Raw genomic sequence first — 20,384 nt, 5'->3', positions numbered from 1 at the left:
CATTATAATGGATACATTCAGAAGATTCTTTGTTTCTCCGGTATAATGATCAAGCCTTATATTTGTGTGTCGAACACAATATCATCCTTATATTGGAGAAGGAGGAGATCAATGTATAACATCATTCGTTGTTCAAAATCAGCAAAATCAATGCCAGTAATCGCTTGAATGCGCTTGATTCGATAATGCAATGTGTTAGGATGTATGTATAAGTCCTCTGCTGTTTCTTTAATTTTTCCATCATTTTTAAGATACTGCTTCAATGTTTCGACAAGCGTTGTTTGATTTTCCATATCATATCTTTTCAATTTCTGCAATTGTTCGTTTTGATAGCGCTGCCGCTTATGCTGCGCATATATGGCCGGAAGCAGCCGATAAATCCCTAACTCCTCATAAAAATGGCCAAGCGGTTCATGAAGTCGCGTTTTAATATGTATCACCTCAGTCGCTTCTGTATAGCTTTGTCTCAGATCCTTTAATCTGCGATACTCTTTGCCGATTCCCACAAGGACATCCCGCTGTAAATCACAGTGAAACTCCTTCTCTAATTTTTCAAGCAGCAGCCGAGCTTGGTCCAAAGCTGTATGAGAGGAAACAGAGGGATTTCCAATGATGCAAATCAACTGCTCATGATTTTCGATCAAAAAGGTGGAGCCACTTAACGCATTCATGCTAAAAATAATATAATGGCGAATGATTTCCTTCCTATCGGACCGCAAAACCCGAAACAGAACGACAACAAACTCCTTTGGCAGTTTGATTCCTCTCAGTTCTGCTTCAATCTTTACAGCTTGGTCACTTGGGGCTCCTTCTCGAATGAAGCTCATCAATATCCGTTCCATTTCCTTCTGCCGCTTACGAGTCACACTCATTTGTTGTTCAAACCATTCCGCCGCTTTCTTCGCCGCCTCCACCAAAAAAGACTGATGTTCCTCCGCAAATGCGTCACTGGCTTCCTGAACCCATAAATATCCATAAATTTTTTTCCCGCTTTTGATACAGGCGACCGTGCGAGGGCCAAGTCCAATTTCTGTCAATGTTGGGATTTTAACGACTCCACTCGCCTCTTCAATGCGCTGAAGCCAACCACTTTCATGCAAATAATGGACAACATGGGCCGCGGCCCGTTTGCTTAAAATGGTATTCATGCGCACCGCATCCGGTTCGTTGTGGTTTCCGCTATAAGCCATCAGTTCCAAATCACGTGATTCAATGGTCACTGGACATTGAACATGGGCGGAGACAAAATCAGCTAATTCATGAAGAGAAGCAAACTCTTTTTCATTCCATTGTGACTCTTGTTTGGATCCATCCATACAGACGATTCTCCCTTCATTAAAACCCCTTTTGATAGTATGTACACTTTCATTGATTTACAATATACACTTGCATGCTTGCGACATTTGTGTTAGCAGTAAAAAACGCCTGTTCTAGTGAAACAGCAGGCGTTTTTGCATTCGTTGACATCACGAAGACGGCAAAAATGTCTTTGGCATGACGACCGCAATCACTTCTCCTTGCGCGCAAAGAACATCATTTGCATAAACTTCTGTCTGCACTCTCCATTTTTTCGGATGTATTTCCTCCACCGTGCCAATCGCTTTGAGCGGTACCCCCTGTGGAGTGGGCTTCAGAAATTGCACATTTAAAGAAGCGGTTACAAACCGCGGCGGGGCTGTGCCATCTCCGGGCTCATAGCCATTTTTACGATGCAGGGCCAATGCCGCTGAACCGGTTCCGTGGCAATCAATTAAGGACGCGAGCAGCCCGCCATATACAAATCCCGGAATTGCTGCATGCTCTGGACGCGGTGTATAAATAGTCACTGTTTGCTCCCCTTGCCATCCCGTCCGAAAATGATGGCCATTTTCATTAAGACGACCGCAGCCATAACACCAAGCAAAATCATCCGGATATTCATCTTGAATCGCGTTTACAACCTTTTCTTCCATCTTCTCTCCCCCTTTCCATTAAGTATAGCCGAGCGGCTATAGACAGAGCAATCTCTATTCATCTCTAGACGTACATTTTTCGTTTGTCAACTGCTCCTATGGGAAGTCATCTTCTTTGTTTCCAAAAATGGGCCCCTTCTGCTCACGTTGAATGAAATCTGCTACACACATTTTTTATCAAAGTTCACAAAGTTGTAAGTCTTGCAGAGCAAACGGCTAATAAAAGGGCTGGCTTACGTTGATACACAACGTAAGCCAGCCCTTTAACCGATTGATATTTTTTACGAAAACCATTTAATCAAATAGCTCAATAAAATACCAACAATACCAAAGTCTGAATCACCAAATGTCGTGTTTTCAAACCCTAGCGACCCAAGAACTGGCAAAAGAAGCGCCGGCAAGAACGAAATGAGAAGTCCGTTGACAAAAGCCCCCAAAATAGCTCCGCGTCTGCCTCCTGTAGCATTTCCAAAGACACCTGCTGCTGCTCCTGTGAAAAAGTGGGGAATCAGTCCAGGCACGATTACCTTTAAACCGACAGCCGGCAAAATAAGCATGGAAATCATTCCAGCAACAAAGCTTGATAAAAAGCCAATAATGACGGCATTTGGTGCATAAGGAAATACAGTCGGACAATCGAGAGCAGGCTTGGCATTGTTTACGACTTTATCGGCAATCCCTTTAAAAGCGGGAACAATCTCGGCAATTAACATCCGCACTCCAGCAAGCACCACATATACGCCAGCAGCAAATGTAATTCCTTGCATTAACGAGAAAACAAGAAAATTGACGCCGCCGCTTAACTGTGTTTCAACGAACTCTTTGCCCGCCAATGGTACAACAATCAGAAATAAGATCGTCATCGTCAGCGACATCGCTACGGACGTATCACGCAAAAAGCTCAACGATCTTGGTACGTGCAAATCCTCAGTAGAGCGCGCTTTATTGCCAAAGCGCTTGCCGATCCATGCAGACGCAAAATATCCGACAGATCCAAAATGCCCTAAAGCAACTTGATCTGTCCCGGTCACTTGACGCATATATGGCTGAAGCAGGGCCGGCATGAATACCATCAAGGCGCCGAGAATAATCGAACCGATCACGACAAGAAGAGCTCCAGCAACACCGCTTGTTGCCAACACTGCTGAAATTAAGCAAGCCATAAATAACGTATGATGTCCAGTTAAAAAAATGTATTTAAAACGGGTAAACCGAGCAAGAAGCAGGTTGACAATCATCCCAAACAGCATAATGAGCGCCGTTTCTTTGCCAAATGTTTGCTGGGCAATTGCGACAATCGCTTCATTATTCGGAATGACCCCTTGAATCGCAAAAGCTTTTTCAAATAATTTGCCAAACGCATCAAGTGATTGGATCAGAATCGCGGCACCGCCGTTGAGAAGAATAAATCCCATAATGGTTTTTAACGTTCCTGAAATAATGTCAGAAACACGCTTTTTTTGCAGCACAAGCCCCAAAAACGCGAACAACCCCACTAAAATGGCTGGTGATCCCAAAATATCCTTCATTAATAAATCTAACATCCGCCTCTCCCCCTTGTTGTTTATACATACTGCTGTAAGACGGATTTCAACTCTTGCATGTCGAAAATATTGGCTAGTTTAGCGACTGCCCTTGTTCCGTCGTCAAGGACATCCATTAAATCCTTCGCACCGACGTACAGATCCGCTTTTTCGGTTTTGCTTGCAGCTAAATCTGTATGGGACACATCGACCTCAATTCCCAGATACTGTAAAGTATTTTCACATTTAACTCGATCATAAAGCTGCTGCCAAGCCTATTGCCGCAGACCACCAAAATTTTTTTTCATCCTTTTCACCTCCTTTCGTCTGCTAAAGACGCAACGGGACTTCGCCTTTTCACATTCGAAACTGAAACTCGATGGTTAGGGTTAAGCGTTTCATTGATCGATTGCTAGAAGCGGCGGTTGTTCAGACCTGGCCGCATAAACGGGCCATAAAGCAAGCTGCAAACTGCTGACCTTCCCAAAATTATTCTTGTATTTTATCTACCATACATTTCAAAAGTCACATACCTAGTGCGCGTGATCCACTGCAAATAAACGGATAAGATCGCCTTTATTTCCTAACAGCGCTGCCTATTATGAAAGCGCTTTTAAATAGAGACGGGAGGTTACTGCTGCTCAAATGATGACCTTACGTACGTGATGTTTTTGTTAGATCCCCCGGCCGATTGCTTTTTTTGATGATGGTTTGTCATGTAACCGTTATGCAATTACATGCAGCCATATCCATCGTCGCTTTTCAATATGCAACACAATCCATAAAAGGAATGTGGGTTAAAGAAAACGAGTCAGTCAGCAGAGAACGCTCTTCTCCTCTTGCCTAAGAAAACAGAAAGAGGGACATGCCATAAAAATCGGCTTGAGCTATTTTCTTATTTTCATATGTATGACATGATGGTGAAAATATTAATCTTAATAGAAATCCCCTTCGTATCCACAGCATTTTATACCCATACAGAAGCCGAAAACCCAAACAGAAAAAGGGCGTTCCCACAAAATTATGGGCCCCCCTTTTCCTTCAGCGGTTCTATTTTATTCGGTTTCTGGTTTTTCCGCTGTTACTCCTACTTCTTTCCATTTCCAGTTGAATGGATCGATATCAGCCGTAAAGTTTTTCACGCGATTATTCACAGCAAATATTTGTGAACGATATAAGGTTGGAATCACCGGCACTTCTTCATTCATTAATTCTTGCCATTGGTTATAAATATCTTTCCGGTATTGTTTATCGAAGGCTTGTTCAGAATGGCCTTTTTCAAGCAATTCATCATTTTTTTCGTTCACCCACCGAGAATAGTTGAACATAACATTGCGGCCGTATAGCCCGTACGGGTCGACATCGGTCCCTGTTCCCCATGCCGCTGCAAAGATATCCACTTTTGGATCGTCTTTTTCAACCATATCGTAAAATGAATTAAACTCTGCTAAACGGCCATCCACAAGCTGCACATCCAAACCGACTTCCTTCCAGCATTGGATATAAAACTTAGCAAGCGGTTCCGCAATATCTCCTCCACTCATTGAAAGGAAATTGATTGTAAATTTCTTTCCATCTGGATCTTCGCGAAGACCATCGCCATCTTTATCTTTATAGCCCGCTTCATCTAACAGTTTTTTCGCTTTCTCAGGATTATATGAATATCCTTTTGCATTTTCGTCATGATAGCCTGGAAATGATGGCGGAATGAGTGTAGTGGCCGGGAAGCGGAGCCCATGATATAGTTTGTCGGCAACCGCCTGATTGTCAATGGCGTACGCCATTGCTTGGCGCAGCTTTTTATTTTGGAATTTCGGATTATCCATGACATTTTCTTGTTTTTCTGCATCCCAATGCCCCAGCTTAAATCCAATATAATTATAGGCTAACTCAATGTTGCCAACGAATTGAATATTTTTTGTTCCTTTTGCGCTGACATATTGATCAGTTGGAAATTGCGCAACATCGATTTCTCCTTTTTTTAATGCCTGCAACACAACTTTTGGATTGACCACTTTAACGATAACGCCTTTTAAGTTCGGCTTTCCGCCGTAATAATCATCATTGCGTACAAGTTCAACCGACTCACCCGGAACGATCTTTTTCACTTTGAATGGCCCGAAACCGATCGGGTTTTTGCGGATTTTATCGGATTGCGCCATTTGTTTGATTGGAATATCTTTTAAATAATGCTTGGGCAATGGATATGCCCAAATGCCTGTTAAGATGGACGGGTTTGCATGCTTATATGTGATGGATAATGTTTTGTTATCGATCACTTTAATTCCAGAAATATTCGCTGCTTTTCCCGCATGATATTCATCCATGCCAACAATGTCCTGAATGAGTGCGTCTCCGTAGCGGACACCTGTATAATCCTTATGGCCAATGACTAAATAGGCATACTCTAAATCTTCTGCTTTAACAGGTTCTCCATCATGCCAGTTGACATTGTCTTTAATTTTAATCGTGATCGTTTTTTTATCATCAGAAAGCTCATACGTTGCGGCACCGTCATTCGTAATTTCATAATCCCCGTTTACATGGAACAGTGACTCATCAAAAAAATGTAAAATTTCCACATCTGGCTGGCCTTGATAAAATGCATAATTCAGCGTTCCTTCAAAAGGCGTATCGTAAACAAGCCCATACGTCAACACCCCGTCAACAATCTTGCCATCGTTTTTGACCGCCATCGGGAAGTTTCCGATCGTTTCTTTTTGCGTTGTCTGCGTGTTTTTGCTATTCTTTCCATCGCTGCTTGTTGTGCTGTTTGTGCAAGCCGCTAGCAAAATCGAAAAACCGACTAACAAGCTTAAAAGCTTCCCATACCTTTTTTTCAATGTTTATTTCCCCCTTTATCCTAGCCGCTGTCTCGCGTCAGCTGCTCTTTTTAATGCTTGACCAATAAAATTTATGCACAGCATGATCACTAAGATTAGCAATGATGCCGGAAGCCATACCCACCATTTATTTTGTAAAACATCCGGATTTGTCGCATAGCTTACTAGTGTGCCAAGGCTCGGTGTGCTTTCGGGCAGCCCAAATCCTAAGTAGCTCAATCCGGATTCGATGCCAATATTCCCAGCGAGATTTAGCGTTAAATTCACAATGATGATCGAACTTAAATTGGGCAAGATTTCGCGTATCATAATTTTCCAATCCGGAGTGCCGAGTGTTTTTGAAGCACTGACATAATCCAGCTCCCTTTCAGCCAATGTTTTAGCTCTAATCAACCGCGCTTTCCCAGTCCACAAAAAAGCGCTCATGATTAAAATAAATGTAAAAACATTATACTTTGGTACAATCGCTACAAAAACGATGACAAGCATTAAAAAAGGCAAAACCAAAATAAAATCAATGATACGCATAATCACATTGTCAATGATCCCGCCATAGTACCCAGCAATTAATCCTATGGCAAGGCCAATGAAGCCGGTCAGAAGCGTAATGAGCAAACCAATTGTAAAGGAATTTCGGGCGCCAATAATCAATTGGCCCAAAATATCTCGTCCTCCATAATCGGTGCCTAACCAATGTTCCGCAGAAGGCGGCGCGTAGATAGACAGTAGATCCACTTTCACAATTTTGTCTTGATCTAAAAAAAGCGCAGATCCATAGACAATAAGAAGAATGCACGAAAGAACAACGAGAGAAATAAGCGCTAGCTTATCTTTTATCATTTCACGCCATAATATGAAGAGGCTTGAAGGACTTTGGCTAACATCCTTCGCTATTTGCTGAGAATCATTCACATTTGCTCTCATAATCGTTCCTCCATCTGTACTATTCAATTCTAATGCGCGGATCTACAGCACTTAAAATGATGTCGGATAACAAAGTTCCTATTAATGTCGCCAAACCTGAAATCATGACAAGTGCTGTAACTACGCTATAATCGCGCTGCATAATGGATTGAAGGAACAGCTGTCCTAGCCCCGGATAGCTATAAATAGATTCTAAAAATATGGAACCGCCAATAAGCCCCGTAATTTCATACCCTAAAAAAGCGGCAATCGGTAAAAATGAATTGCGTAAAATATGATGAGAGTAAATTTTCGATTCCGGTATTCCTTTGGCTCGCGCTGTTTTCACAAAATCTTTAACCTTCGTGTCGATAATCTCACTTCGCAAATATTGAATAATACCAACCGTGCCAATAAGAGCACCGGACAAAGACGGCAGAAGGAGATGATAAAATTTATTGATATAATAGTCCAATGTCCCCTTCTCTACTTGAATATCGACACTTCCTCCCGTTGGAAACCACCCTAGTTTAAATCCAAATACAAACAGCATAACTAAGGCAAAAATAAATAATGGTGTAGCAAAACTAACATAGCTATAACCAACAATGAGCTTGTCCGCCCAAGAATCTTGCCAACGTCCGGAAACCAATCCTAATGGTATGGCAATAAGATAGGTAAGCAATAGAACGCACGCGGATAATAAAAGAGTATTGGCCAATCTGCCGGATAGAAGATCTGTTACGGGCTGTTGATGAATATACGAAAGACCAAGATCTCCATGCAAAAGATTTTTCACCCATCTTACGTATTGAATATGAACAGGATCATTTAATCCGAGCTTTTCCCGCATTTCCATTAATGTATTGGCATCCATCTTTGGAGATTTAGCCAACTGTCCAGTAAGCGCATCACCTGGCATTGCTTTAGCTAATGCAAAAACAAGAATACTCAAAATCAATAATTGAGGAATCATCATCACGATTCGTCGCAATATAAACTTCAGCATGTTTCGACTTCCTCTCTCACAAAATAGCAACAGAATGTGTGTCTGAGATGCGTTTTAACGGATAAGCCTTCCCTTCCGCATTAAAATAACGCTGCCAAGAAAGCTTATACTCTTTGTCAACGTGCTGGCGAAGCTTTATTTGTTCTTGTTTTTTTCGAGGATCGACATTAGGAATCGCCGAAATCAGCCGTTTTGTGTAAATATGCTGCGGATTGTTGAATATCTCCTGGCTTGCGCCTTCTTCAACAAATTGTCCTCTATACATAATCCCGATACGGTCACACATATGACGGATAATCCCTAAATCATGACTAATAAACAAATATGTCAGCTGGAATTCTGTTTGAATGTCTTTCATAAAATTTAACACTTGAGCTTGTACAGACACATCTAAAGCTGACACAGGTTCATCTGCAATAATCAGTTTGGGATGAAGCGTTAAAGCGCGCGCAATGCCAATGCGTTGCCGCTGTCCTCCAGAAAACTCATGCGGATATTTATAGATAGAATCCGGATGAAGGCCTACCCTCTCGATTAGATACTGGACTTTTCGCTTTTCCTCCTGAGGAGATAACTTTTCAAAATTGCGTATCGGTTCGGCAATAATATCAAGAACTCGTTTTTTAGGGTTAAGCGATGAATATGGATCCTGAAAAATCATTTGAATGTCTTTGCGATGATATGACCGTTCACGGCGATTCAGTTTTGTAAGATCCTTGCCCTCTAGTAAAATCTCCCCCGCTGTTGCTTTGATTAAGCCAATTAACGTTCGCCCTGTTGTCGTTTTGCCACATCCCGATTCACCGACCAATCCGTATGTCTCTCCTCGGTTCAATTGAAAGCTTATATCATCGACCGCTTTTACATGGCCGACTACTCTGCGCAAAAAACCACTACGAATCGGATAATATACTTTTAAATGATTGACTTTAAGAAATTCCATATTTCATGTCCCCTATATGGTCATATGGAAAGTGAAAGTTTTTATAGCAAATGCAACGTACAAAATGCCCCGGCTCCACTTCTCGCAAAATCGGCTGCTCTTCATGCTCTGATTCATCGATCCATCCAATTCTTGAGCGAAATCGGCATCCCGTTCTTGGCAATTTTTGAAGCGGTGGAACAATGCCTTGGATGACATGAAGCCTTTCTTTTGGATGTTGGGCAGATGGGATGGACTGGAGCAATGAACGTGTATATGGGTGCAAAGGACGATCAAATAGCGTATAAACATCCGCCATTTCAACAATTTCACCTGCATACATCACCGCTACACGATCCGCCATTTCCGCCACCACTCCTAAATCATGCGTAATTAAAATAATGCCTGTATTCATCTGCTGCTGGAGTTCTCGTAATAGATCCATAATCTGTGACTGAATTGTGACATCTAATGCTGTTGTCGGCTCATCCGCAATAATTAATGAAGGGTGACAAGCAATCGCCATCGCAATGACAATTCTCTGTCTCATTCCCCCCGACAGCTCATGCGGGTACCGATGATATACTTGATTTGGATTAGGAATGCCAACACGTTCTAACAACTCTATCGTACGGCCTCTTTTTTCTAGCGAAGAAAGAGACAGATGAAAATCCATTCCTTCTTCAATTTGTCTTCCTACCGTCATGAGCGGATTGAGAGCGGTAAGCGGATCTTGAAAAATCATCCCAATATCCTTTCCGCGAATTTTATTTAGTTCATGGACAGATAATGATAACAAATCGGTTCCATGAAACAGAATCTTTCCTTCTAATTTCGTTTTTGCAGGCGGATGCAACCCCATAATGGATAGAGCCAATGCACTTTTGCCACAGCCTGACTCGCCCACAACAGCAAGCACCTCATTTTTGTGAACATTCAGCGATACCCCATCAACTGCAGCATAATAGGTATCATGAACCCGAAATGAGACTCGTAAGTTTTCAATTTGTAAAACTGGCTGGTTAGACACATCATCACCTCCATAACAGAGATTGAAAAGTTGTTTTTTTCTGAATATTTTTATTGATATATTATTACATTAATATAAAAAATCAAATATTTTTTAGTGAATATTCCTTAATTTCTCAATATATCTAAATATAATCTATTTCATTGCACCTAAATCCCTGTTTATTTCTCAACATGTTAAAAGATGACGTCTTCCATAAAAGCGAGCTTCGATATAGATACAAGCGGCTCTCTAGGCATCTGTAAATGTTTTTCGTCGTTCTTTCCGTTCATAAGCCGGATGACTAAACCACACCTCTAATCAAAAATAGAGCTGAAAGTAGCGTTGCTCCAACCTTGTTCACGCAGATGCATCCCCAAAAAAGATCAGTCACTAAGATTCTTCTGAACGTGGAATTCGTTTCATTTTTAATGATGTAAATAAAGCAACAATGGGGCTGTCTGATAAGTCCCTAAAATGAAACAAGTGGAGAAAAACGAGCCGTTTTTCTCCACTTGCTTTTGTATTTTTTCGATTTTTCTTCGAAAGTAGCTGGCGGATACCTGCTACTTTCAGTATGTTGTGGGCTAACGCCACAATCCCAAACTCGACATGTACCTTGTCGAGGCCCCGCAAAGAAAATCTGCGGAACGACCGATTGCCCTTGATGTGACCGAACACACTTTCTACTTCGACTTTGCGCCGAGCGTAGATGGCGGCTTTCTCTTCACATTCAAGGGCTGTTTTTGCCTTCGCTTTCATTTCTTCGAAGACGGTATTCCAGTGAACTTGACGATTGCCCTTCGCCTTCGTGCATTTCGCTTTTAATGGGCAATCTGTACAATCTTCACATTCGTATATTTTGAAGCTTTGTTCATAACCAGATGGATTCTTTTGGTTTTGATATTTTTTAAACGTTACTTTTCTTCCATTCGGGCAAATAAAACCATCATCTTGCTCACAATAGGTCCAGTTTTTCGCGTTTTTGATATCCTTTTTGTCTTTGCGTGTCTGTTCTCGTACATAGGATCCATAAGGAATGAGAAAATCCAATCGAGGCTCTTTCTCATCACCAATCGCATATACATAGTTTTCTTCACTGCCATATCCTGCATCCGCGATGACGGTTTTGGGCATCGGTAAAGAAGTAGCCGCCAGTTTCTCCAAATGTGGGATCAAACAACGCGTGTCTGTAGGTCGTTGGTGAATCGTATAAAACAAGGTAAACTGATTCTCTGTCCCTATTTGCACGTTATACCCTGGCTTGAGCTGACCGTTTTTCATATGATCTTCTTTCATGCGCATGAAGGTTGCGTCTTTGTCTGTTTTGGAATAACTGTTACGGTCGCCAAAGATTTCGTTCTGTTCCTTGTATGTAGCTAGTCGTGGTAAGAAATTTTCCCGAATCAGCTTTAAAGGTTTTTTCCATTTCCTGCATTCTTGGCGCTTTTCCTTACGAATCTTTGTCTCTGGTTCCTTTTCTATTTCCTCTGTTAGCGTTTCAACTTTTTCTTCTATCTCCTTAGCGACTGTCTCTAAATGATGTTCGGTGATCTCTTCACGTTGTTCGGTTTCCTTTTCTCCCGTTCCAGCTTCTAATGGTGTCAATTCATGAATGTACTCAAGTGTTTCTTGAATTTTTTCTTTTAATGTTGCTTCCCATTTCTCTGTTGATTTTTTCCACACGAAAGAATACTTATTGGCGTTGGCTTCCATCTTGGTGCCATCCAAAAAGTAGTTTTCCATTGTGATGTACTTTTCTTCAATCAATTTTAGAATCATGGCTTCAAATAACTCATCCATCAAGGCTTTCATCCGTTCTCCGCGGAACTCATTGATCGTGCGGAAATCGGGTTGTTGCATCGCAGCTAACCATATGGCAGGAAGATTTTCTTTTATGAGTTTTTCGATTCCACGGCAGGAATAAACCTTTTGGGAATAACTATACAGAATGATTTTCAGCATCATTTTGGGATGATAGGAACTTCTGCCACCACCTTTATAATGAGAAAACAATAGCTCATCTGGTACAGATTCCACCATTTCGTCCACTACTCGTGCGACGTGATGTTCTGGTATAAGGGCTTCAATATCAAAAATCACTTGAGTTTGACGATTGTCATAGGGTTTAAAAGTAGGGGCTAATGGTCTTTTAGAGGGCTTTTTTTCCTCTGTCTCTGGAAAAAGTGTCATTTGCGTGTTATAATTTTCAGTAGTAATCATTTGATTGCTCATAAAAATCGTCCTTTCTGGAATGTTGTGCTGGTACCTTCATTTTACAGGATAGGACGATTTTTTTGTGTACTTTTTTAAAAAATGAAAAAAATGAGAGGGGCTTCAAAAAGTCAGTTACCCTGACTTTTTGGACAGCCCCAACAGATTATAGATGAAACCGCTCAATGGTTTCAAATAAGTCTTGTGCTTTGCTATTCAGCGACTGGACCGATGAGGAGATTTCCTGCATGGAAGCGAGAAGCTGTTCGGCCGCGGCTGCCACCATTTGTGTTTGCTGTCCGGATTCTTTAGAGATATGCTCCGTCTCTTGAATCGTTTCTGAGAGCTGCTGCAGTGATGACTCCATCATGGAAAGCTTGGCAGACACCCCGTTAATTTGTTCAGTCACAGCATCGGTTGAGGATAAAATCTTTTCAAATAGTGCCTAGCTTACAAAAAAGTATACAAAAGCAGCAAAAACAGGGGAAGAAGCATCGAGAGGGTGTGGTGTCTTTGATAAAGAATTTATTTACAGTTGACAAGAATCGTTAGCCGCGGAGGAGAAAAAGGGGATAGATATTCTCTGTTTGATTAAACGCATTTTAAAAGACCAAAAGACCTGATGTTCTCCATCAAACCTTTTGGTAAAAAAATAGCGTATTTTATCAAGAAAGTGCATCATGCTACAATCGTAGTGTAAACCTATACAAAAATAAGGATAGTACCAACTTAGCGAGATTATTTTTTACAGGGAAAGAACGATTGTAGAACAAAATCCTTTTATTTAGAATTTTTTTGAAGCAATAATAAAAATAAAATTCTTACATTATCGCTAAATTTTGTACAATTTTAAGTTTTTGCTTCATGATTCACACACTGTACAAATTGTACAAAGAACACAAAAAGCGACGTTCTAAAAAGAAATGTCACAAGTAACCAAACAAAAGGAAATGCTACCTATAAGATAGTGTTCCTGTATATAAAATACATACTATCATCCCTCAAACTAAATGCTAAAAATCATAACTCATTGATAACCAATTTCCGAAAACGCTTAGTTGTTTCGAAGAATAGCATACAGATTGAATAACGTATTAATTTATTTATAGAGAACAAGATGCATCAAGGAGTAAAAATCTGATTATGACTTACTCTCTGTACAACGCGATTAAAAAAAGAAATGTAAAAATATTAGAGTTAGTATGCTTGGTATGGAAACAATCATCAAATTGATTGTCCATTTCATTCTCCATTTTTTGTCTGAATCGTCTTCGTATGCTTGGTTTGCCCTCATCCTATCTCCACTTACCGAAAATCCTGATATTACTATTGACGATAGGATTAAAATACCAGAGATTATAAAAAGATATATTTTTATGTTTTCTAAGGAATTTCCTACCATTGTGAACAAAAAGATCCCTAAAGTTAAAATTACCCCAGATACAAATGATTTTAGCATGTCCTATTTGCTCCTTTTTTTCATGAAATATAACGTAAATAGAGGCACAATGTGCCTCTATTTTACCATAATATTGTTTAACTTCCTAGATTATTCGTAAGACTTAAAGTCCAAGAACTAGTATTGTGTGCCGAGTCACGTTTGATTGTTACAGTTGAATTCATACCAACACCGGAACCCGTTGGCGTGAACGAACCACTAGCTACTACAGGAACCCAAGAGCTTGGTGCCGTATATGAATAAGTACGACTAGAAGGATATTTAGTAACACTCTGAGCTGTTACTATTCCTCCCCAATAGGACCAGCCATTTTGACCAATAACCACTTTCATACCTGACAAGATGTATGTATTATCCTCAATTTGCCATCCACCAGAAACACTTGTTATATCCCAATGCTTTGAACCTCGAGGATCTGACACTATGCTATAGTACACTGTGGAATAAGCTTTAACGCCTAAGGTACTATCCCATTTATATCTATTCTGACTCCCACCTTCATCACTAACAGTAGATAATGTATTGGTCGGTTCATTTGCTATAGCGAAAGTAGTGATAGCGTAATCTTTTTCAACACTCCCATCCTCATATTCCCTTGTCTCTAATAACTGGGAAGTTTCAAAAGTTTCCACATTAAGATTTAAAGAATTAGGTTCCTTATCGTCAGCTTTTAACTCAGCTTTACTTGCTAATTTCTGAAGTTGTTTTTCGTTTAAATCACTTTTCCCTCTTTTAGCATTTTCAAAGAGAATATTTAAATCTGTGACTTCCTTATTTTTCTCTACAACTCTATACTTTTTCTCTTTGAACTGTTCCGTAGCCGCATGAGTATCTGTTGCTAGAAGGCCAGAAACTGCTAAGCCGACTGATAATATGGTTGATACTAACCTTTTCATTATCAATTTCACTCCCTATACAAATATTTACAAGTAATATTTTAGCATCTAATATAAAAAATTAAATATTTTTTAGTAAATACTCCTTAATTTCTCAATATATCTAAATATAATCTATTTCATTGCACCTAAATCCCTGTTTATTTCTCAACATGTTAAAAGATGACGTCTTCCATAAAAGCGAGCTTCGATATAGATACAAGCGGCTCTTCAGGTATCTATAAATGTTTTTCGTTGTTCTTTCCGTTCATAAGCCGGATGACTAAACCACACCTCTAATCAAAAATAGAGCTGAAAGTAGCGTTGCTCCAACCTTGTTCACGCAGATGCATCCCCAAAAAGATCAGTCACTAAGATTCTTCTGAACGTGGAATTCGTTTCATTTTTAATGATATAAATAAAGCAACAATCCCCCTTTCGTGATCGAAAGGGGGAACAGGTTATAGATGAAACCGCTCAATGGTTTCAAATAAGTCTTGTGCTTTGCTATTCAGCGACTGGACCGATGAGGAGATTTCCTGCATGGAAGCGAGAAGCTGTTCGGCCGCGGCTGCCACCATTTGTGTTTGCTGTCCGGATTCTTTAGAAATATGCTCCGTCTCTTGAATCGTTTCTGAGAGCTGCTGCAGTGATGACTCCATCATGGAAAGCTTGGCAGACACCCCGTTAATTTGTTCAGTCACAGCATCGGTTGAGGATAAAATCTTTTCAAAAATGGTTCCTGTGCGATTGGCTACTTCTACTCCTTTTTCCGCTTCTCGCAGCACATGTTCCATAGCTTTCATCGATTGGGACGTATCATCCTGAATCTCACTCAGCAGTTCATGAATTTGCTTAGCCGATTGCGAGGACTGTTCAGCGAGCTTGCGAACTTCCTCGGCCACGACAGCAAAGCCTCTTCCCTGCTCTCCAGCACGCGCCGCTTCAATCGCTGCATTGAGGGCCAGCAAATTCGTTTGCTCAGCAATAGCTGTGATCATTTGTGTCATCTGTCCAATATTATTTGAACGCTCATAAAGTGTTTGAATGAACCGCGAAGATTGCGAGACTAGTTCGTTGACGCTGGACATTTGCTGCATCATTTGCCGAACGGATTCACTTCCGCTCTTTGCCTCGTTTGTCATTTCAAATGAAGAAGTTGCTACTTGCTTTGCCCGATCCGCGATAAAGTGCGTATCGCGTAAAAGCTCATGAATCGAGTGCGTATTTTGTTCCGCATATTTCAATTGCTGTTCAGCACCCACAGCAACATTTTCAATCGTTGTCGCCACTTGTCCTGCCGCTTGTGCCGTCTCCTCGGTAATGGCTGTCAATTCTTCTGATGCAGCAGATACCTCTTCGGTCATTTGCTGGTTGACAGAAATGATCGAACGAAATGAATCGACTAATTCATTAAACGAATGGGCGATATGAGAAAACTCATCGTTTGTTCGAATATTCATTCGTCCTGTCAAATCTCCAGTAGCCGCCTGTTTAATCGCCATCTCTGTTGCTGAAATATGATAACGAACAGAAAAATAAAAAGCGATAAACAGATAAATCATAATAATCGATGCAGCTAACATGACGGAAATAGTCAGCCATTTATTCATATTTACCGATTGAGAGCGTTCATGAATTCGATCTTCCAAGAGTTTGACGCTGAATGTGGATAACTCATATAGCCGCTCATTCGCCTTGCTTGTCTTTTCATATATTTCCTTCGGTTGAATAGACACTTGTCCAACCATTAAAAAATCCTTATCCATCATTCCTGACATGCTGATGACTTCGGTCATAGCCATGTCTTTATGTTGGTCAAACTGATTCTGCAACGCTTTATGATTAGCAAACATCAGCGAAGCAGAGCGGTTCAGCGCATTTAACGAATTATCAATGGCATTTAAAAAATAAGTCATTTTCGATTGATCGATCTCATATATTTGCGTGCTGAGCGACATTTTCACCCCAAGTGCCTGCGCCGAGCTAATGAGCTCCGTTAAAGTAGGAATTTTTTCAACGATGACATCGGCAAGATAGTTATTATCAATATCATCATCCAACGCTAAATTAGAACGGTCTGTCACATTCATCATCATATCTATAAAATTATTAATCATAATGTTATGGCGCGAAACCGTTTCGTCCATTGTATAGGATGTCCACCCTTTTTTCATTTGTTCCCAGGATTCATAAATTTCCTTCCATTGCTTGTCTACTTTGAATACATCCTCATATGTTTTTTGCATAGCCTGTATTCTCTTAAAAACTTGATCCAGCTTGTTTTCATCGGCTTGAATGCTTTGTTCGCTTGATTGATCCCCGGATAGGTAAAGGGTGGTATGCTCGCGGTGGTCTTGGAGCGCTCTTAGCCCGGTTAAAAAGTCTTGGACATACAACAGGCCAATCTTTTCTTTTTCTATAAAATTCGATTTCGTTTCTAGTTCACGAATGTAAAATATTCCAATCGTTGCAAGCGAAAAAATAAAAACAATAAATAAGAGCATAAATTTTTTTCCAAATTTTAATCGGTTTAACAATTGCGCTCCTGGCTGAAATAGATGCATCTTCGTCCGTCACTCCTTGCCTGAAAAAATATTATTTAGAAAATTATGATTAGTTTTTATTTTATCAAAAAAACAACAAAATGAAAAAGATTATTTGAACGAAATCTAGGGCTTTTTTCTCACTGGCCGCATAGCTTTATCACATTTTTTATTTCTAAATTCATAGATGCAAATTCGCCGGTCGAGCGACTGAACAACTCCCGTACTAACAAATGAATTTGTCTGTAAGCGTCAATTGTCCCATACTCTCTCTGCCATCTTTCCGTATGACAGAGGAAAATGATCAGGACGTGCTTAAGGGAGGCTTTTCAAACCGTTATATTTAAGAAATTTGCAAAAAAAGGAAAAGAGGAATCTCATACTTATAAGAACGTTAAGTGTGAGAGACTTCTCGGTAGGTAGGTTAAATAAAAATCACAGGGAACCCTCAAAGGGTTTCCCTGTTTTGTTAAATTAAAAACCGTTAATCATCATATGATTCTACGTTATGGTTGTATCGTTTATTTTGCAAAACCTCTTTGTTTTTGGATATTACTTCAATTTCATACGTTTCATCGTTTTTAAGAAGAGAAGGTAGATTTTGAGAAACAATAACGTTATTCGTTAACTCCATCCAATCTTTTATTTCTTTCTCAGCAAAATCGGACTCAGAATAAGAGGATTTTAGAATGTATGTAATGGATTGGGGATTAAAGCCAATGGCAATGCCTATATATTTGTTACTTTCTCTTTTTAATTTCTTATCAATTTTCGATACGACGGACATCCATTTTCTTTCCCTTTCTGCTTGTTCAACATCGATTATTTTCACTTGAATGGATACATTGTGATCTTCCAACTCATTTTTGATGTAATTTTTTATAGCTTCTTTTGTATGGGACAGATTAGGCTCTTTATTTGATAATTGTACGATCATTTCTTTATTTTTGGGGCTATACGAAATAACTCCAATATGATAGCCTTTCCTATCTAATTCTTGTGAGAGCTTAGCTAGATCAATATCTTCCTGCTCATTTTGATGTAAGCGAGATAAAAGATAGATTATTCCGACAATAAATAATAGAGATAATGCAGTAAAGCCAAATAATTGCTTTTTATTCATCTTATGTCTCTCCGTTTCTCATCACAAGTGTTGATGATCCATTTTTTACTAAAAATACAGAATGATATCGCTAGGCATCAAGCAATATCCATTAATTTTTATTGGATCATCAACACACCTGTTTTCTCCTAATAAAAATTCTCGTAGTGCTAGAAAAAATAGATTTACTGATGACCCTCGTAATGAACGGTATCTGTCAAAACTCACGGTTAGAAGCGGAGCATTGCTCACATGAAGAGCAACATTGGGGAATCGAATTTTCGATCATGATGGCAAGCACCACCGGTTAAAAATTCCCCCGTCCCATTGCCAAAGCCAATCAATCGTTACCTGCACAACTAATGATATGTTGGAAAAGCTGTGTAGCTTATTTACATTTCATTTTCGTTTTTTCTTACAACAAAGAGCGCTACAGCCTTGCCCCCATCCAAATCCAAGAAAGCACTTGCACAGATTCGTACCGCTTCATATAGGTTTTATTTTAACGATATTTCCATGCATCAACATTGTACCCTAACAGAACTATTCTAACAAGAGAGATTTGTAAATTTACACATATATGGAATAAAAATCCTTTTCCATTGTTGTATAGCCGAGCAAAACCACTTTACGAACCATGAAGGGGCTCAATTGCGTTTCGACCGTGAGTTTTTACAGACATCGTTCGTTCCATCTTTATAAACATACTATAATCCCCTCGGCTATTGGGCACGAGAACCGCTTTGATCGCCGAGGGGAAGCTAAAAACGTGATATTTATCATTCCATTCTACCAAAAGGTTTGTTTTTCCCAAGTGTTGAAGATTGATGATCTGGCTCATTTTATGAACGAGCCTGTTTTTTTCGGCTAGCAATATCAATCCATACCGCGAGAACAAGAATGCTTCCTTTCACTATATACTGCCAAAATGTTTCCATTCCTAATAACGACATGCCATTATCAAGCGAGGTCATGACCATCGCCCCAATAATTGCTCCAATGATCGTACCTGATCCACCAACAAGCGAGGTTCCACCGATGACACACGCAGCAATGGCGTCAAGCTCATACATTTGCCCTGCTGAAATGGTGGCTGATGAAAGACGAGCAGTGAGTACGATAGCAGCAATGGCTGACAGTAAACCCGTAAAAACAAATAGAATCATCGTATGACGTTGAATATGAATTCCGGATAAACGCGCCGCCTCCGCATTGCCGCCAATCGCGTACACATGGCGGCCAAACGTTGTTTTATTCGCAATAAACGAAAAAATAAGCGCCAAGCCAATAACAAAGATAATCGGAAACGGAATACCTTTATAGCTGTTCATTGTGAATACAAATGCTACAATAAGGGCACTGATCGCCATTACTTTTGCCATTTCAAGAGAGAGGGGAGCTACAGAAAAACCGTAACGCTGCCGCGACCGCCGTTTTTGTATCGTTGAAATCACAAGAGCTGCAATCGCCACCACTGCTAAAACGACTCCAAAGCCATTGGTGAAATAAGCGCTCCCTAACGCAATAAAATTAGCGTCTGAAATAGGAACAGTCGTCGATTTCGTAATTCCCATGAGCACACCACGAAACACCATCATTCCACCCAGTGTTACAATAAAGGCTGGAATCGCTCGGTAGGCAACGAGCCATCCTTGCAGCATTCCAATCAACGCACCGGCTACGAGTGTACCTAAAATGACGACACTTGTGGGCATGCCCATCCAGTTGCTCAAAATAGCGGCAAGTCCTCCTGTTAAACCGACAATGGAACCAACGGAAAGATCAATATGTCCCGCCACAATGACAAATACCATACCAATCGCTAAAATGGCAGTAACAGACATTTGCGTAAATAAGTTAGAAAGATTTCGCGCACTTAAAAACGTATCATTTAAAAAGCCAAAAAAAATCCAAATCACCACTAACGCGCCAATCATCGTATAGGCGCGAATGTCTATTTTCCCCCATATCGGATCCCGTTTCTTTTCCACTGTATGTTCGTTATGGATGACCGTTTTTGCTTCCAT

Annotated in this window: 15 protein-coding genes and 1 pseudogene; all 16 read right to left on the bottom strand. The window is 40.3% G+C overall.

Annotated elements, in window-relative coordinates; all coding sequences use genetic code 11:
- Window positions 1-56: 56 nt before the first annotated feature.
- Complete coding sequence (locus tag GRQ40_RS07595; RefSeq protein ID WP_159719653.1) at window positions 57-1,316, bottom strand: PucR family transcriptional regulator; 1,260 nt, start codon at window positions 1,314-1,316, stop codon at window positions 57-59.
- A 150-nt stretch (window positions 1,317-1,466) separates the two neighbouring features.
- A complete protein-coding gene (locus GRQ40_RS07590; protein ID WP_159719652.1) occupies window positions 1,467-1,952 on the bottom strand; it encodes a PaaI family thioesterase in 486 nt (161 codons plus the stop codon).
- 281 nt (window positions 1,953-2,233) lie between these two features.
- Window positions 2,234-3,496 (bottom strand): PTS ascorbate transporter subunit IIC, encoded by a 1,263-nt coding sequence (locus GRQ40_RS07585; protein ID WP_066147462.1) that lies wholly within the window; start codon window positions 3,494-3,496, stop codon window positions 2,234-2,236.
- Between the two features lie 20 nt (window positions 3,497-3,516).
- Window positions 3,517-3,734, bottom strand: a pseudogene (locus GRQ40_RS07580) (PTS lactose transporter subunit IIB).
- Between the two features lie 796 nt (window positions 3,735-4,530).
- Window positions 4,531-6,318 carry an oligopeptide ABC transporter substrate-binding protein gene (gene opp4A / locus GRQ40_RS07575; RefSeq protein WP_159719651.1) on the bottom strand — a complete coding sequence of 596 codons (1,788 nt, stop codon included), beginning with the start codon at window positions 6,316-6,318 and terminating at the stop codon, window positions 4,531-4,533.
- Between the two features lie 15 nt (window positions 6,319-6,333).
- A complete protein-coding gene (locus GRQ40_RS07570) occupies window positions 6,334-7,242 on the bottom strand; it encodes an ABC transporter permease (RefSeq protein ID WP_159719650.1) in 909 nt (302 codons plus the stop codon).
- Between the two features lie 19 nt (window positions 7,243-7,261).
- A complete protein-coding gene (opp4B, locus tag GRQ40_RS07565) occupies window positions 7,262-8,230 on the bottom strand; it encodes an oligopeptide ABC transporter permease (protein ID WP_159719649.1) in 969 nt (322 codons plus the stop codon).
- A 16-nt stretch (window positions 8,231-8,246) separates the two neighbouring features.
- Entirely contained in the window at window positions 8,247-9,173 is a 927-nt protein-coding gene (locus GRQ40_RS07560; RefSeq protein ID WP_159719648.1) for an ABC transporter ATP-binding protein, read from the bottom strand.
- Complete coding sequence (locus tag GRQ40_RS07555; protein WP_159719647.1) at window positions 9,160-10,182, bottom strand: ABC transporter ATP-binding protein; 1,023 nt, start codon at window positions 10,180-10,182, stop codon at window positions 9,160-9,162. Before GRQ40_RS07555 ends, GRQ40_RS07560 begins: the two co-directional genes overlap by 14 nt.
- A 372-nt stretch (window positions 10,183-10,554) precedes the next feature.
- Complete coding sequence (locus GRQ40_RS07550) at window positions 10,555-12,354, bottom strand: IS1182 family transposase (protein ID WP_370514201.1); 1,800 nt, start codon at window positions 12,352-12,354, stop codon at window positions 10,555-10,557.
- Between the two features lie 187 nt (window positions 12,355-12,541).
- Window positions 12,542-12,745: a hypothetical protein gene (locus tag GRQ40_RS07545; RefSeq protein ID WP_159719646.1), complete on the bottom strand. Its 204-nt coding sequence runs from the start codon at window positions 12,743-12,745 to the stop codon at window positions 12,542-12,544.
- Window positions 12,746-13,543: 798 nt separating this feature from the next.
- On the bottom strand, window positions 13,544-13,777 hold the full coding sequence (locus GRQ40_RS18960) for a DUF5316 family protein (protein ID WP_370514200.1): 234 nt from the start codon (window positions 13,775-13,777) through the stop codon (window positions 13,544-13,546).
- Window positions 13,778-13,911: 134 nt separating this feature from the next.
- Entirely contained in the window at window positions 13,912-14,730 is an 819-nt protein-coding gene (locus GRQ40_RS07535; RefSeq protein WP_159719644.1) for a hypothetical protein, read from the bottom strand.
- A gap of 440 nt (window positions 14,731-15,170) precedes the next feature.
- On the bottom strand, window positions 15,171-17,276 hold the full coding sequence (locus GRQ40_RS07530) for a methyl-accepting chemotaxis protein (RefSeq protein ID WP_159719643.1): 2,106 nt from the start codon (window positions 17,274-17,276) through the stop codon (window positions 15,171-15,173).
- Between the two features lie 463 nt (window positions 17,277-17,739).
- Entirely contained in the window at window positions 17,740-18,378 is a 639-nt protein-coding gene (locus GRQ40_RS07525) for a hypothetical protein (protein WP_159719642.1), read from the bottom strand.
- Window positions 18,379-19,199: 821 nt separating this feature from the next.
- The gene (locus GRQ40_RS07520; RefSeq protein ID WP_044745246.1) at window positions 19,200-20,384 is read right to left on the bottom strand and encodes a sugar ABC transporter permease; all 1,185 of its coding nucleotides are present in this window, start codon (window positions 20,382-20,384) and stop codon (window positions 19,200-19,202) included.

Source organism: Anoxybacillus sp. PDR2 (assembly GCF_009834045.1).
Classification (GTDB): domain Bacteria; phylum Bacillota; class Bacilli; order Bacillales; family Anoxybacillaceae; genus Anoxybacteroides; species Anoxybacteroides rupiense.
The sequence above is the reverse complement of the archived record's forward strand: the minus strand, read 5'-3'. Positions and strand labels throughout refer to the sequence as shown.

Excerpts from the sequence above, each read along its gene's own strand:
- GRQ40_RS07550 (WP_370514201.1), bottom strand. The coding sequence starts at position 12,354 with ATGACACTTTTTCCAGAGACAGAGGAAAAAAAGCCCTCTAAAAGACCA.
- GRQ40_RS07595 (WP_159719653.1), bottom strand. The coding sequence starts at position 1,316 with ATGGATGGATCCAAACAAGAGTCACAATGGAATGAAAAAGAGTTTGCT.
- GRQ40_RS07530 (WP_159719643.1), bottom strand. The coding sequence starts at position 17,276 with ATGCATCTATTTCAGCCAGGAGCGCAATTGTTAAACCGATTAAAATTT.
- GRQ40_RS07545 (WP_159719646.1), bottom strand. The coding sequence starts at position 12,745 with ATGATGGAGTCATCACTGCAGCAGCTCTCAGAAACGATTCAAGAGACG.
- opp4B (WP_159719649.1), bottom strand. The coding sequence starts at position 8,230 with ATGCTGAAGTTTATATTGCGACGAATCGTGATGATGATTCCTCAATTA.
- GRQ40_RS07590 (WP_159719652.1), bottom strand. The coding sequence starts at position 1,952 with ATGGAAGAAAAGGTTGTAAACGCGATTCAAGATGAATATCCGGATGAT.
- GRQ40_RS07560 (WP_159719648.1), bottom strand. The coding sequence starts at position 9,173 with ATGGAATTTCTTAAAGTCAATCATTTAAAAGTATATTATCCGATTCGT.
- GRQ40_RS07520 (WP_044745246.1), bottom strand. The coding sequence starts at position 20,384 with ATGGAAGCAAAAACGGTCATCCATAACGAACATACAGTGGAAAAGAAA.
- GRQ40_RS18960 (WP_370514200.1), bottom strand. The coding sequence starts at position 13,777 with ATGGTAGGAAATTCCTTAGAAAACATAAAAATATATCTTTTTATAATC.
- GRQ40_RS07585 (WP_066147462.1), bottom strand. The coding sequence starts at position 3,496 with ATGTTAGATTTATTAATGAAGGATATTTTGGGATCACCAGCCATTTTA.
- GRQ40_RS07525 (WP_159719642.1), bottom strand. The coding sequence starts at position 18,378 with ATGAATAAAAAGCAATTATTTGGCTTTACTGCATTATCTCTATTATTT.
- GRQ40_RS07535 (WP_159719644.1), bottom strand. The coding sequence starts at position 14,730 with ATGAAAAGGTTAGTATCAACCATATTATCAGTCGGCTTAGCAGTTTCT.
- GRQ40_RS07570 (WP_159719650.1), bottom strand. The coding sequence starts at position 7,242 with ATGAGAGCAAATGTGAATGATTCTCAGCAAATAGCGAAGGATGTTAGC.